Here is a 14,049-nt window from a genome sequence, read left to right on the forward strand (position 1 = left end):
AGAAAGGTTCAAGAACCTGCTCGCTTCATCGAAGCTAAGCACGTTCTTTGAAAGGAACAACATCTTTTCGAGTTCGGAAACTCTTAACTCCAAGTCTTTTTCCATATCGTTTGGGATTTTAGGTGAAACAATATGAAGGTGCGCACCCTCGTCTTTTGTGTTAACGGGAGCAAAGTTAAGAGGTTGAAAATGAAGTCTAATTGACCTTTGTTTGAGCGTTCAATCTATGCTCAACCTTTTTGCAGTTGTTTGATGTATTTGTCTATGATTTCATATCCTTTCGGATAGATGTTCTTCGCCTGGTCTGTCGCAATCGACAAGTCAGTACGTGTAAGCGGTTCTCCTTTTATCTTCTTCAATATCAACTTGTTGTTTGCTATAACTGACTGCCACTCATAAACGATGTAGTTATAACAGCTGAGTTGCATCATTAGGTAAGCCAACAGACGGGTATTATTAACTTTCAATACACCGTCCAACTTACAGTTGAAAAAATCGGTAAGTATTTTGGTGCTGACAGTAGTAGTAAACATATTCGCTTCGTTCACACATTCAGTCAGAAGTTTGATTTCATTGGCTTTCAAAGTGGATTTGAAGGGATTGCTTTTACCCACAATCTTGGCTGGAGTGGTTTCTACACTTTCATCTTTTTCTTTTGGCAAGACTTGTTCTTGGGAGGCAATAGAATCTGTATAGTATTTGCTTTCCTGTTCTTGCAGAAAGTACAAATACTTGGAAAGTACCACAAGGCTAACAATGATGGAAAAATAAGGAAGTCGTTCATCATAGCAAGACGGTTCATGCAAATATGCGTCCATATCAAAATCAGAACAGCGGAAAACGATGTACTTTTTCCTCTCATTAGAGTTTAAGTCCTCAAAATAACCGCTTTCCCACAAAAAATCGGGAACATCCATATCCTGTACAATATCACGCACGACACGGTATTTTTGCTGAATGGCTACTATATTTTCGGTAACACGGAAAATTTCCTGCCGCAAATAATCCTTTAGCTGAGCCTGTGTCAGATATTCACGCTTTAAAAATAGTGCATCTACTTTAGTTTTATAGCCATGCGATACGCAACTATCTAATATCTTCTGTATCTCTCTGAAATTGGTTTCTATATGATTTTCCATAACTGTACCTTATATAATTTTGTTCTCAGATACAAATATAAGGTGGAAATCGCATTTTCCGAGAAAACATCAGCAATAATAAGACAGAAAAGAATGCATAAGAGTTAAGAAATCATAAAGATGAAAGGATGAAAACCACAAAAGTACACTCTATTCTTGTTTTTGTCGCTCAGTACACATTTAGTACGCCTTACAGAAAGGAAAAACCCTGATAATCAGTCGATTATCAGGGTTTATTAGTACCCAGAGCCGGGATCGAACCGGCATGGAAGTGAATCCACTGGTGTTTGAGACCAGCGCGTCTACCAATTCCGCCATCTGGGCATTTTTGATTAACCTTTTAGCTTTAGCAGTAGGTTTGTTTCTCAAATGCGTTGCAAAGGTACAGCTTTTTTTTAAACCCGCAAGCGTTTGGGTAAAAATTTTCAAATATTTTTTTCACAGTGGGAATATGTATGGGATTGTTTCGCATAGAAAGATTATTTCGTTACATTTGTAAACGTATAATCATAATAACAGCCAATATCATGAAAGATAATTATTGCGTCATCATGGGAGGCGGAATCGGTAGCCGTTTCTGGCCTTTCAGTAGAGAAAGTTACCCAAAGCAATTCCTTGATTTTTTTGGGAGCGGACGGTCTTTACTGCAAATGACATTTGATCGCTTCGCAAAAATCATCCCTACTGAAAATATATACATCGTTACCAACGAATCTTATGCGGACTTAATCAAGGAGCAGTTGCCGGAATTAGCGGAAGAACAAATACTTTTGGAACCGGCTCGTCGCAATACAGCCCCTTGTATCGCTTATGCGGCTTATCATATTAAGGCATGCAATCCGGAAGCCAATATTGTCGTAGCCCCTTCCGACCATCTGATCTTAAAAGAGGATGTTTTCTTGAGGGACGTTCAAAAAGCGTTGGATTTCGTGAAGAGAAACCGTGCGTTGGTCACCTTGGGCATCAAGCCTAGCCGCCCGGAAACAGGATACGGATATATCCAAAGCAGTGATACGGTAGTAGATGATTTCACCAAGGTAAAGACCTTTACTGAAAAACCGGATCTCGAGTTGGCAAAGGTATTTATGGAAAGTGGAGAATTCTTCTGGAATTCTGGCTTGTTCGTCTGGAACGTGAATACGATCTTGGAAGCGTTCTCTAAATATCTCCCGGATATCAGCAGCCGTTTCGATCTAGGTAAGGATAAATTTAATACCCCGGAAGAAAAAGCGTTCATCCAAGAGAATTTCCCTTATTGCCTAAATATATCCATCGACTACGGTATCATGGAGAAAGCGCACAACGTATATATGCTATGTGTAGATTTCGGTTGGGCCGACCTCGGTAGCTGGGGATCTTTGTTCGACCTAGCGAATAAAGACGAAAATGAGAACGCAGTATTGAAAAATAACGAGGCAATGCTATACGAATGCTCCGGCAATGTGATCGCATTAAATAACCCGAAACGTCTAGCCGTTATCCAAGGGCTAAAAGATTGCATCGTGGCTGAGTCCGGAAACGTATTATTGATTTGTAAGAAGGATGACGAACAACGTATCAAACAATTCGTAGCCGACGCTAAAATCAAATACGGAAAAGAATACAACTAATTAAGAATTGAGAATTGAGAATTATCGGCAAGCGGTATTCATTCTCAATTCTCAATTTTCAACTTCTTAGCAAGATATCGTACAGGATACCACGCAGCCAAAAAGCCTATCGTTAATACCGTTACAAAGACTGTTATTATATCCACCGTGACTACACGTACTGGATAAGCCTCTATAATAAACGCTCCGGCAGCTTCCCCTAGTTTTATAAAGCCAAACTCTTGTTGTAGCAAGCAAAGTACAACCCCGATCAAGACTCCGATCAAAGCTCCAAAACCGGAGATCATCCAGCCTTCAAACAAGAAAATCCGACGGATCAGACTGTCATCAGCCCCCATATTACGCAGTGTACTCACATCCTCCTGTTTCTCGATCATCAACATGGATAAAGAACCCACCACGTTGAATAAGGCGATCGCCAATATAAAAGTAAGGATCAAGAAGGTCATCCATTTCTCGACTTGCATCATCTTGAAAGAAGCCTCTTGTTGCTCAAAACGGTCTTGCACGATATATTGATCACCTAGGATACGTTGAATCTCTTTCTTTACCGGAGCGATATCTCCGCTATCTTTCACCTTCAATTCCACCGCTGTCACTTCTTTATCATAATTAAATAAAGAACGGGCCAATGACAAAGGCACGATCATATATGAATCATCGTAAACCTGTTGGTCCGTACGAAAGACAGCACCGATATAAGCATATTCCAAATTGAAAGAAGAAGCCGGATTCGCCATGTTCACCTTCTCCTCCCGCTTCGGAGCGTAGATCTCTAGCGGAGAGACGAAGCCAGCGTTTATTCCTAGCGAGAAAGCCAATCCGATCCCCATATTCGCATAATTCGCCACCTCGTCATTCAGAAGGAACTTTCCATCGATCAAGATACTATCGATCTGCGCCAGTTTCTCATATTGCTCGTCTACACCTTTCAAGGTAGCTACACCCTGACGATCTCGATAACGGACCAAGGCATTGTCCTGCAATACCTCACTAAAACAAACAATGCCGGGCAATTCCCTCACCTTACGTATCTCTTCCGAGGTCGGGTCGAAAACCTTCCCTTTCCGAGGCATGATCTTCAACTCCGGATCAAAATTGCTGAAGAGAGAAGAGACCAAATCGTTGAAACCATTATAGACCGACAAGGCGCATACTAAGGCGATCGTGGCGACAACAACCCCGCATACCGATACCATCGATATGATATTTATGGCATTGTGCGACTTCTTCGAAAAGAGATATCGCCGGGCTATATAGAACGGAAGATTCAAGGCTCCTCTGATTACTTATGCAAAAGATTGTCGATATTCTCGATATAATCCAATGAATCGTCTATAAAGAAGCTCAATTCAGGAATCTTACGAACCTGCAAACGAATACGTTGCCCCAAATCAAAACGGATCGCTTTCGTATTGCTCCGTATAGCCTCCAATAGCTCTTGCGATTTATCCGACGGGAAAATGCTTAAATAAGCTCTCGCCACACTTAAATCCGGACTTACACGAACTACGCTGACAGAGACCAATACGCCATGCATTCCTTGCGTCTGCTTCTGAAATATATCACTCAACTCCTTCTGAAGAAGGCGTTCGATCTTTTGTAATCTAGTACTTTCCATACGCTTTATTATTTACTTTTTCCAGATCATCGTCAAGCCGTCACGTAAAGGGAGGATCACCTTCTCTACCCGATCGTCTTGCTTAACCTTTTCATTAAAAACCAGTATTCCCTTCGTTTGTTTATCGGAAGGATGCACTTCTTCTACCACTTTACCGTCCCAAAGCGTATTATCCGCGAGAATCAAGCCGCCCGGACGGACCATCGGGAATACCAAATCATAATACTCGGAATACAGGCGTTTGTCGGCATCGATAAAAACCATATCGAACGTCTCATCCAAACGGGGGATAATCTCCATCGCATCCCCCAAATGGACTTTTATCTTGTCCTTATGTAGCGAGCGGGAAAGATATTTCATGATAAAATCCTCCATCTCGTCATTGATCTCGATCGTATGGATCAACGCCCCCTCTTCCATGCCTTCCGCCATACACAAAGTGGCATAAGACGTATAAGTCCCGATCTCCAAGACTCTTCTCGGACGAATCATCCGGCAAAACATCTTCAATATCCTACCCTGCAAATGCCCGGATAGCATACGCGGACGGAGAAGGTTCACATTGGCGTCGCGATTCAACGCCGACAGCAAATCCCCTTCTTCATCTATATGAGAAAGAATATACGCATCAATCTCGCCCGTAAACATTCCTCTTACTCTTTAAAAGTAGGCAACTGATATTGCGTGCCGGCATCCAGCACCTTTCCTACGTTGTTAATCTCCAAAAAGCTGGTACCGCCACCTTCGCCGAAGCTACCGCTCAAATACGCTACCATATCGTTGCGAGTGATACGTCCGCTATGGATCAGCTGGTTCAACGCATCATAGAAATATCCCCTACGACTGTCGTTGTACGGCTGATGAACCGCCCATACCCCATAAGAAAGACCCAACATACGCATCACACGAGGATTATAGCATATAGCGAACACAGTAGAGGTTCCGCGGAAAGCGGCCAGATAACGTGCCGTACGACCCGTATAACTATCCGTGATAATCGCCTTCACATGTAATTTAGAAGAAGACTTAACGGCTTGTTTCGCCAAGAAAGAAGTCACGTCTAAATCATTCCCCTCGATCGGCACACGGATATCATTCGCAGAAAGCTTGGTCTTCTCGGCTTCACGAGCCACTTTCGTCATGGTCTGTACCGCCTCGATCGGATATTTTCCATAAGCCGTCTCACCGCTTAACATCAAAGCATCCGTACGATAATAAATAGCGTTGGCGATATCCGTAACCTCGGCACGAGTAGGACGAGGATTATTAATCATGGAATGAAGCATTTGCGTAGCCACGATAACCGGCTTCTTCACCTCCACGCATTTACGGATCAGCATACGCTGGATACCCGGGATCTTCTCAGCCGGAACCTCGATACCCAAGTCACCACGAGCGATCATGACGCCATAAGCCACTTCCAAAATCTCCTCGATATTGTCTACACCCTCTTGATTCTCGATCTTAGCGATAATCTTGATAGGGCTGTTACGCTCGTCCAAGATACGTTGGATATCCAATACGTCCTGTTTGTTGCGAACAAATGAGTGAGCGATAAAATCGAGATCATGATCGATCGCCCAAAGGATATTATTACGGTCTTTCTCAGTCAACGAAGGCAAATTGATACGTACGCCCGGCACATTCACGCTCTTGCGGCTACCTAGCGTAGCGTCATTCTGGATCTCGCAAAGCAAACAATCGCCGGATTTCCCGGTAACCTTCATTTCCAGATCACCATCATCGATAAGGATGTCGCTGCCAATCGCCAAATCGTTCACGAAATTCTTATATGACACACAAATACAATCATGCGAAGTTTCCTGATCGGGATTACCGATTACCTTCACGATCTCTCCAGTCTTGAAAGGGATCGGTTCCTTGTTTACCGTCGTCGTGGTACGTACTTCCGGCCCCTTTGTATCCATCAAGATACCGATACGGTCGGATACGGTACGGACGTTATTTACCACACGGGTCAACCCCTCTTCCATCATGTGAGCCGTATTCAGGCGCACCACATTCATTCCCGCTTTATATAACGCCTCAACGAACGCAACGTCGCAGCGCTGGTCGGAAACTGTAGCAACAATCTTCGTATGCTTTAACATATACCTTAAATTATTATAACCTAATTATTAATTCTATTTGATAACCTACTAAACCTTCTATCACATAAACGATTCGATCGCCAACCGATACGAATCCAGCCCAAACCCAAGAATCACTCCCCTGCATGCCGCCGATATCATCGACACATGACGAAACGATTCACGGGCATGCACATTCGAGATATGCACTTCCACGACTGGCGTAGTAACCGCCTTGATAGCATCGTGCAACGCAATGGAAGTATGCGTATAAGCGCCGGCGTTCAACACGATACCGTCATATTCAAAACCCACCTCATGGATCTTGTTAATTATCTCTCCTTCCACATTACTTTGATAATAAGATATCTCACACTGAGGAAAGCGGGCACGTAACTCGCTCAAATAGTCCTCGAACGAGGCATTTCCGTATACTGTCGGTTCTCGCTTGCCCAACAGATTCAAATTAGGGCCATTGATGATCTGAATCTTCTTCATTCTTATTGTAAGTTTATTACCTTTGTACCGCCCGTTGAGGCCGGAATTATCCGGCAAAGGTAAGGATTTTATTTGACACATTCATAACGACATACCGACAATGCGACAAGGAAAAGATATAATAAACCGATATAACACCTATTTACGGTTAGAAAAATCGCTCTCAGCCAACTCCATCGACGCCTATTTGACAGATCTTGACAAATTGCTACGTTTCGCAGAGGATGAGAAAAAGGACGTTAAGGAGATCAGCTACGACGACTTGCAACAGTTCATCGCCCAATTACGTGACATCGGTATCCATCCCCGATCGCAAGCACGCATCATCTCGGGTATCAAATCGTTCTATCGTTTCTTATTGCTTGACAATTATATAACAAATGATCCGACCGAATTGTTAGAGTCTCCCAAGATCGGATTGAAGCTGCCGGAAGTATTAACCGTCAACGAGATAAATAGCATTCTCGACACGATAGACCTCACGCTTCCCGAGGGACAGCGGAACCGTGCGATGCTGGAGGTTTTATATAGTTGTGGACTGCGCGTATCGGAGCTTACTGGCCTGCGTTATTCGGATATATATCCCAAGGAAGGTTTCATCCGGGTAGAGGGTAAAGGAAGCAAACAACGGCTTGTTCCTATCTCCGAAGTTGCTTTGCGGGAAATTAAAAACTATCTGTATGACCGGAATTCGGTCGTGGTTAAAAAAGGCTTCGAGGATATTTTATTTCTAAGCCGGCGAGGGACGGCCCTCTCCCGTATCATGGTATTTCATATCATCAAGCAACAGACGGAGGCCGCCGGTATCCATAAAAACGTAAGTCCCCATACCTTCCGTCATTCTTTCGCCACCCACTTGCTGGAAGGCGGCGCCAACTTACGCGCTATCCAAGAGATGCTGGGGCATGAGAAAATCACCACCACCGAGATATATACACATATCGACCGGGAATTCCTTCGCAAAGAGATACTGGAACATCATCCGAGGAGCAGGCCAAGAACTTAAAAGAACCGATCCTGCTCCGCTAGCAAAGCCTCAAGGATGTCATAAATTATTTATTTCCTCCTCTGACAAACCAGTATAACGCACGACCATTTCCATCGAAAGCCCATCAGACCGCATACGCCGAGCTGTTTCTAGACGTTCTTCCACACGGCCTTCTTCTCGACCTTCCGCTAATCCCTCTTCCCGTCCTTCAAACTTAGCAGTGCTCAACACGTCATTCTGGATCATAATCGCATTCAGATGTTCGTCATAAGCATAACGTTCCTCGGGAGACATTGAGTAATAGCGTAATTTCTCTCGTGCCTCTTCCAAGCCAGGGGCTGTCGTTTCGGAAGTTATGATCCCATCTTTCAAGTATCGCACCCATTCCTCCAAGGGGGTCACGGCCACCTTATCAAACTCATTCACCCGGACCAATATATACTCCGGAAAGATCTCCGAGGGAAGACGCTTGACGATCGCACCCCTCTCCTTGGTATTTACCTGTAAATGATCATGGGTATGCACGCCGACAAATTGGTTCTGCCCGTGATACAGATAATCGGTTCCTACGCCTATATCAAAATAAAGGATACTGATAGAATAGACCTTTTTCACCCCGGAATAGTCCTGTCCCAAATGAAGATGCTCGGTGACGGCTTTCGCCACGCCATAGAGCACACGTTCCAAATAATAAAGCTCGCGGGTATTCTGGATCTCGATAAGGATGATATCTCCCTTTGTGTTCTTAGCCTTGATATCCACCCGATTGAATTTATCATCGGCCATTTGCTGGTTTCCCTCACTCTCCAATATCTCCTCAATCTTGATCTGCTCGCCCAAGAACACGGTAAGAAAGCCTTCTAGCACTCCGAAATTCGCTTTTTGCCGGAGTAGGCGTTTGATGGCCCAGTCGAAACGGATATATCGATCTTGTAATTCCTTCATATACTTCTCCTCTTTTTCTGTTTTCTTTTCCATAGTCATATCATGTTTTAGTTACCCCACTATTGGGTGGCTTCAAATGTACATAAAAAGATCTGGAATACAAGCCTATCCCATCTAAAAAGAAATGTCCTTCTTTTTGGATCCGTAAGTGAATAGCCAACGAACGGGATCGTAAGCGGTCGCAAATGGGTATTCGTGTACCGTTATTACTCTATTTTAATCTCATATTTTATCGATTTAAACTATTTACTTAAAGACAAAAAACATGGATGTGGACAAATGATCACACATCCATATCTAATTATCAACAAATTAAAAGCTATCAGGTTCTCCTAAAATGAACAAATGTAAATACAGCTCAATTCTTAGAAATGAGGGTTCTGTACCAAATGGCCATCCGACTTATCAATCTCCGACTGAGGGATCGGTAAGTATTTCTTTGTATCATCCCAACCTTTGATAAAATCTTTTGCTTGGTTCGTACGTACTAAATCCCAATAACGAATACCTTCCATCGCAAACTCATAACGGCGTTCCTTATAGATATTATCCAATGAAACCACCGGAACCTTATAATCATCCCCCATCGCACGTTTAACGACTCTCGCATAATAATCCTGTGCCTCGCCTACGCTACCTCCACTTCTCAACAAAGCTTCCGATGCCATCAATAATACGTCGGAGAAACGAATTACACGGTAATTGTTCTTATAATTCAGCGCTTCCGTGCCAACCGTAGAAGAATACCCCGCACGAGGATGATATTTGCGTACGCTATATCCTGTATATTGATTCACATCCGAGCTAACCGTCCCGCCTTCCGCTCTAAACTCCTCATGATCTATGATTGTTGTCCACTTTCTAGGATCATTTGGTAAAAACGCATCATTCAATGCTTTTGTTACAGGCGCAAAACCCCAACCTTCCACATATACATTATTAGGATCTTTCAAACCTCTGGCTCCTAGCATTATTATATCGGAGTTACCTTGATTAGCCTTGCCTGCCCAATCATTCGAGTTCCCGATTTCCGTATAATTGACTTCAAAAACAGATTCTTTGCACCATTCATACTCATCATCAAAAAGAACTTTATAATCCGGGATCAAATCATATTGATAGGCAGGATCGGTAATTAGTTCTTTCAATTGGCTGGCGATCTCCTTCATTTTAGTATCATCATTCTGATATAGAACGATACGTGCTTTCATCGCGATAGCGGCACCATTCGTAGCTCGTCCTTTCTCATTAGCCGGGACTATCTTAGGTAACTTCCCAATAACATTATTATCTAAATCCTCGATTAATTTCGCATAGACCTCATCCGGCTGTAACTGAGGGACAGTTGTTATATCATCCAACCCCAAATTCGTCTCGTAATACGGTATGTATCCAAAGAAACGCCACAACTGGAAATAATAAAATACACGCAAGAAATGAGCCTCAGCCACATAACGATCACGAAGCTCCTCCGACATCGTCCCCTCCGGAAGAAGAGGGCATTTCTCTATCACGATATTCGCACGGTTCACACCCTCATACGAACGCCCCCATAAACCCTCGGGTAAGTTTGTCGGTGTCACCCAATTGGTAAAATCATTCACTCGCTGCAACTGCGGTTGATCCGAGACCGTCGATCCACCGGTCTCCGCATCATCCGACATGATATTACTTACCAGTTCATAAGAGCTATACGCATTATAAGCGTTCCATTTCAACGGGTCATAGGCAGCGACCAATGCCTCGGTCAAATCCTCCTGTGTCTTGTAATAATCCGTTTCGATAACCTTATTCGTCGGAGACAACTCTAAAAAATCATTGCAGCCACTTAGTCCGAATACAACGGCTAGCAGATAAATATATTTATTCATAACACTAATTTTAATGATTAAAATGTCAAATTCAATCCAAATGTATAAACCCGGGCTTGAGGATATACACCCTTATCTATACCCATTGTCGAACCGATTTCCGGATCCATTCCCTTGTATCCCGTAATAGTCAACAAATTATCGAACGACGCATAAAACCTCAAGCGTTGTATATAAGCTTTTCGGGTCAACTGGGCCGGCAGCGTATAACCTACCTGTAAATTACGTAAGCGCAAGAAAGAAGCATCGTGAACCAACAAAGTAGACGGACGGAAGTTCTTAGGCGTATCACCCAAGACAATCCTTGGCATCGAATTGGAGGTGCCCGGTCCTGTCCATCTTTCCAAAGCATCCGACGTATAATTGACCGCCGCCAGCTCATAACGGCGTAACGCATCGAAAACATCCGCCCCGAAAGAACCTTGGAAAAAGGCACTTAAATCAAAGCCATTCCAATCAGCCGCAACAGTAAGTCCAACTATCCAATCCGGATTAGGTTTGCCTATCATCGTACGGTCCTCGTTATCATCGCTGATCACACCGTCTCCATTCAAATCCTCAAATTTCGTATCACCGGGTACCGCATTCGGTTGTATAGGCTTACCGGTAGCAGGACTGATATAGTTATCGATCTCCTCTTGTGTCTGGAAAACCCCAATCGCCTTATATCCGAAGAAATAACCGATCGGATAACCATTTTGGTTCCTTGATACCGTACCTAAAGTCGGTAAACTCTCCTTATCGATATATCCTGTTTGATTTCCTAGATTCTTGATCTCATTCTTCACATAAGAAGCATTCGCCAAGAAAGACAGATTCACTTTATCTACACTTAATTTATAACCGACTTCAAGCTCGATACCTTGGTTGGTCAATGTCCCGACATTCGACAAAGGCGAGCCACTTCCCACATATAGGGGTATCGGACGCTCCATCAACATGTCTTTTGTATCTTTCTTGAACCAATCAAAACTGAAAGAAAGGGAGTTATTAAAGAAGCGGGAATCAAATCCAAAGTCCAATTGCTCCGAGGTTTCCCAACGCAAATCAGGATTGGCCAAAGAAGTAGGTTTTGTTCCGCTATGGATGACACCGTTCGAACTTGCCCCGAAACTATAGTTATTTCCTCCGGTCATCGTCGTAGTATATCCAAACGACCCGATTTTCTCATTTCCGTTTTGGCCCCAGCTTCCGCGTACTTTTAAGAAATCGAACCATCCCGGTTTATTTTCCATGAAAGGCTCGTTAGTCAACGTCCAGCCCGCGGAGACAGAAGGGAAATAAGCATATTGATTATTCCGGCCGAAGTTAGAGGAACCGTCCCGACGAAGGGTTAACTCTAGCATATACCTTTCGTCATAATTATAGTTTAATCGTCCGAAAACGGACGCCATCCGATGCTCTGTCGCACCACCTTCCGAATGCTGATCGCCGGGAGAGGCACTATTGGTAAAATCGATCCATGCTTTATGATCATCTTCCGCTCGTAAATTCAATGCTGTTCCCTTTACCTTTTTACTATCATACCGTTCCATAGAGGTTCCCAGTAAAACGGCGAAATTATGTTTATCGATCGAACGTTTATAATTCAACGTATTCTCCCAAAGAAGCTTCATGCCACGATTCATCGTTTGCTCCACCCTCGATTTCTCAGTCTTGACCATATAACACAAATAGCTAACTGGGAACCAATTCCTTTCGCCCCAAAAAGCCATATCCGTGGAGAGAGAGGTCTTAAACGTAAGATTCTCGAATACTTCCAATTCACCCCAAACAGAACCTACAAATTTATCCCAGTCCTTGTTATTGTTTAAGGTCTGCATCATAGCGACCGGATTCACGATCTCTTGATTCTCGATCACGTTATAGATGCGGCCTTCATCATCCTTGACATAGCCGGGATAATTTTTCTCGTAATAAGCGAGATCTTCCGCCGAAGGATTCTCCAGATAGACCGATTCGTTCGGTGGAGTCATCACCGCACTTGCTAACGGGCCGGAGAAGTTGTCATTCTCCGAAATACCTTTGGATATGATCCGTGTATATCCTAGGTTCGTACCGACCTTGAAACTACGGAAAAATTTATTCGCCTTATTCTCAAACACATTATAGGTATTGTTGAAACGTAAGCTATATCGTTTATAATCCGACTTATCTTTTCCTCCAACAATTCCTTCTTGATCTAAATAACCAAAAGAGAGGAAATAGCTTCCCTTATCACCACCCCCACTGATGCTCGCTTGATGATTCATGATCGGGGCATTCTCGTTATAAATCTCATTCTGCCAGTTCGTCCCTACACCTGCTTTCGAAGGATCATCGTAAATAGGGTCCATCCCGGCATTCACGTAAGCCTCATTCATTATTGTCTCATATTCGGTGGCATTCAAGACCGACATTTTTCGCCAAGGATTTTGCCAACCGATTGAGAAATCATAATTGACAACCGCTTTTCCTTTTTTCCCGCTCTTTGTCGTAACCAAAATAACACCATTAGCCGCACGCGAACCGTAGATAGCGGCTGAAGCGGCATCTTTTAAGACCTCGATAGATTGTATATCCTGCGGATTCAGATAATCGACACCTCCTTCAAGTGGCATTCCATCCACAATATATAAAGGGTTACTATCATTAATAGTTCCTGTACCACGGATACGGACTCTCGACTCGGCTCCCGGTTGTCCGGAATTCTGCATAATGCTTACTCCCGAAACCTTTCCCCGTAACACATCCTCTACCCGGGTAGGTGTCAGCTTCTCCAAATCATCGGAGGTGACCCGGCTTATGGCCGCTGTCATCACGCTCTTCTTCTGGACGCCATAACCAACCACGACCACCTCATCCAAGGCTTGCGTGTCCTCTTTCAAGACAACCTGCAAATCAGTCTGCGTACCGACCTTAACCGTATGGGAGAGATAGCCGATAAACGAGATTTCCAAGATATCGCCATTTTTCACATCTAGCGTAAATACACCATTCATGTCAGAGATCGTACCGGTAGTAGTTCCTTTTACGGAAATACTCGCACCGATAACCGGAGTTCCATTCGTATCCAAGATCGTTCCTCGCAATTTTCTTACCGTTTGAGAAACTTCCATCGGATTTACATCAGGATGGGAAAGGCCGCTTGCCTCCAGATTGCCACTTAAGGAAGCGAGCAATAATGACCCGGCACATATCCAACGCCATCGCTGATCCTTACTTTTCTTTTTCATAAATTATTCGAATTTAAAGGTTTAAACAATATTCCTAACATTACTTTTTGGTTATTCGGACTCTGAGTATTT

The 14,049-nt window shown here is 43.6% G+C and carries 11 protein-coding genes, 1 tRNA gene and 1 pseudogene; 2 read left to right on the top strand and 11 right to left on the bottom strand.

Annotation, left to right across the window (positions count from 1 at the left end; all coding sequences use genetic code 11):
* The 3 genes and pseudogenes from DW205_RS22880 to DW205_RS17135 all read right to left on the bottom strand — a co-directional run.
* Window positions 1–201, bottom strand: a pseudogene (locus DW205_RS22880) (DNA-binding protein); the annotation flags it as partial.
* A gap of 29 nt (window positions 202–230) precedes the next feature.
* The gene (locus DW205_RS17130; RefSeq protein WP_005863309.1) at window positions 231–1,139 is read right to left on the bottom strand and encodes a hypothetical protein; all 909 of its coding nucleotides are present in this window, start codon (window positions 1,137–1,139) and stop codon (window positions 231–233) included.
* A gap of 240 nt (window positions 1,140–1,379) precedes the next feature.
* Window positions 1,380–1,463, bottom strand: a tRNA-Leu gene (locus DW205_RS17135).
* Window positions 1,464–1,666: 203 nt separating this feature from the next.
* On the opposite strand from DW205_RS17135, the gene DW205_RS17140 reads away from it, so the two are divergent.
* Window positions 1,667–2,749 carry a mannose-1-phosphate guanylyltransferase gene (locus DW205_RS17140; protein WP_005863311.1) on the top strand — a complete coding sequence of 361 codons (1,083 nt, stop codon included), beginning with the start codon at window positions 1,667–1,669 and terminating at the stop codon, window positions 2,747–2,749.
* Window positions 2,750–2,793: 44 nt separating this feature from the next.
* On the opposite strand, the gene DW205_RS17145 is transcribed toward DW205_RS17140, so the two are convergent.
* From DW205_RS17145 to aroQ, 5 genes are read right to left on the bottom strand one after another with little or no spacing between them, the layout of a single operon-like run.
* Window positions 2,794–4,023 (bottom strand): FtsX-like permease family protein, encoded by a 1,230-nt coding sequence (locus tag DW205_RS17145; protein ID WP_008778805.1) that lies wholly within the window; start codon window positions 4,021–4,023, stop codon window positions 2,794–2,796.
* Between the two features lie 11 nt (window positions 4,024–4,034).
* Window positions 4,035–4,370, bottom strand: coding sequence for a 30S ribosome-binding factor RbfA (gene rbfA / locus DW205_RS17150; protein WP_005859883.1), 336 nt, complete (start codon window positions 4,368–4,370; stop codon window positions 4,035–4,037).
* Between the two features lie 12 nt (window positions 4,371–4,382).
* Window positions 4,383–5,018, bottom strand: coding sequence for an O-methyltransferase (locus DW205_RS17155; RefSeq protein ID WP_005863313.1), 636 nt, complete (start codon window positions 5,016–5,018; stop codon window positions 4,383–4,385).
* Window positions 5,019–5,023: 5 nt separating this feature from the next.
* A complete protein-coding gene (pyk, locus tag DW205_RS17160) occupies window positions 5,024–6,481 on the bottom strand; it encodes a pyruvate kinase (RefSeq protein WP_005859887.1) in 1,458 nt (485 codons plus the stop codon).
* 60 nt (window positions 6,482–6,541) lie between these two features.
* Window positions 6,542–6,958 carry a type II 3-dehydroquinate dehydratase gene (gene aroQ, locus DW205_RS17165; protein ID WP_005859889.1) on the bottom strand — a complete coding sequence of 139 codons (417 nt, stop codon included), beginning with the start codon at window positions 6,956–6,958 and terminating at the stop codon, window positions 6,542–6,544.
* A gap of 100 nt (window positions 6,959–7,058) precedes the next feature.
* Between aroQ and xerD the strand changes: the two genes are divergently transcribed.
* Entirely contained in the window at window positions 7,059–7,964 is a 906-nt protein-coding gene (gene xerD, locus DW205_RS17170) for a site-specific tyrosine recombinase XerD (protein WP_005859891.1), read from the top strand.
* Between the two features lie 39 nt (window positions 7,965–8,003).
* On the opposite strand, the gene DW205_RS17175 is transcribed toward xerD, so the two are convergent.
* The 3 genes from DW205_RS17175 to DW205_RS17185 all read right to left on the bottom strand — a co-directional run bounded on the left by DW205_RS17175 (window position 8,004) and on the right by DW205_RS17185 (window position 13,977).
* Complete coding sequence (locus tag DW205_RS17175; protein WP_005863315.1) at window positions 8,004–8,924, bottom strand: Rpn family recombination-promoting nuclease/putative transposase; 921 nt, start codon at window positions 8,922–8,924, stop codon at window positions 8,004–8,006.
* Window positions 8,925–9,256: 332 nt separating this feature from the next.
* The gene (locus DW205_RS17180; protein WP_005863316.1) at window positions 9,257–10,762 is read right to left on the bottom strand and encodes a RagB/SusD family nutrient uptake outer membrane protein; all 1,506 of its coding nucleotides are present in this window, start codon (window positions 10,760–10,762) and stop codon (window positions 9,257–9,259) included.
* Between the two features lie 17 nt (window positions 10,763–10,779).
* A complete protein-coding gene (locus DW205_RS17185) occupies window positions 10,780–13,977 on the bottom strand; it encodes a TonB-dependent receptor (RefSeq protein ID WP_005863317.1) in 3,198 nt (1,065 codons plus the stop codon).
* Between the last annotated feature and the right edge of the window lie 72 nt (window positions 13,978–14,049).

Origin of the sequence: Parabacteroides sp. AM17-47, from assembly GCF_003434625.1 — a bacterium.
Lineage (GTDB): Bacteria > Bacteroidota > Bacteroidia > Bacteroidales > Tannerellaceae > Parabacteroides > Parabacteroides distasonis.

Excerpts from the sequence above, each read along its gene's own strand:
- DW205_RS17130 (WP_005863309.1), bottom strand. The coding sequence starts at position 1,139 with ATGGAAAATCATATAGAAACCAATTTCAGAGAGATACAGAAGATATTA.
- DW205_RS17140 (WP_005863311.1), top strand. The coding sequence starts at position 1,667 with ATGAAAGATAATTATTGCGTCATCATGGGAGGCGGAATCGGTAGCCGT.
- rbfA (WP_005859883.1), bottom strand. The coding sequence starts at position 4,370 with ATGGAAAGTACTAGATTACAAAAGATCGAACGCCTTCTTCAGAAGGAG.
- DW205_RS17155 (WP_005863313.1), bottom strand. The coding sequence starts at position 5,018 with ATGTTTACGGGCGAGATTGATGCGTATATTCTTTCTCATATAGATGAA.
- pyk (WP_005859887.1), bottom strand. The coding sequence starts at position 6,481 with ATGTTAAAGCATACGAAGATTGTTGCTACAGTTTCCGACCAGCGCTGC.
- aroQ (WP_005859889.1), bottom strand. The coding sequence starts at position 6,958 with ATGAAGAAGATTCAGATCATCAATGGCCCTAATTTGAATCTGTTGGGC.
- xerD (WP_005859891.1), top strand. The coding sequence starts at position 7,059 with ATGCGACAAGGAAAAGATATAATAAACCGATATAACACCTATTTACGG.
- DW205_RS17175 (WP_005863315.1), bottom strand. The coding sequence starts at position 8,924 with ATGGAAAAGAAAACAGAAAAAGAGGAGAAGTATATGAAGGAATTACAA.
- DW205_RS17180 (WP_005863316.1), bottom strand. The coding sequence starts at position 10,762 with ATGAATAAATATATTTATCTGCTAGCCGTTGTATTCGGACTAAGTGGC.
- DW205_RS17185 (WP_005863317.1), bottom strand. The coding sequence starts at position 13,977 with ATGAAAAAGAAAAGTAAGGATCAGCGATGGCGTTGGATATGTGCCGGG.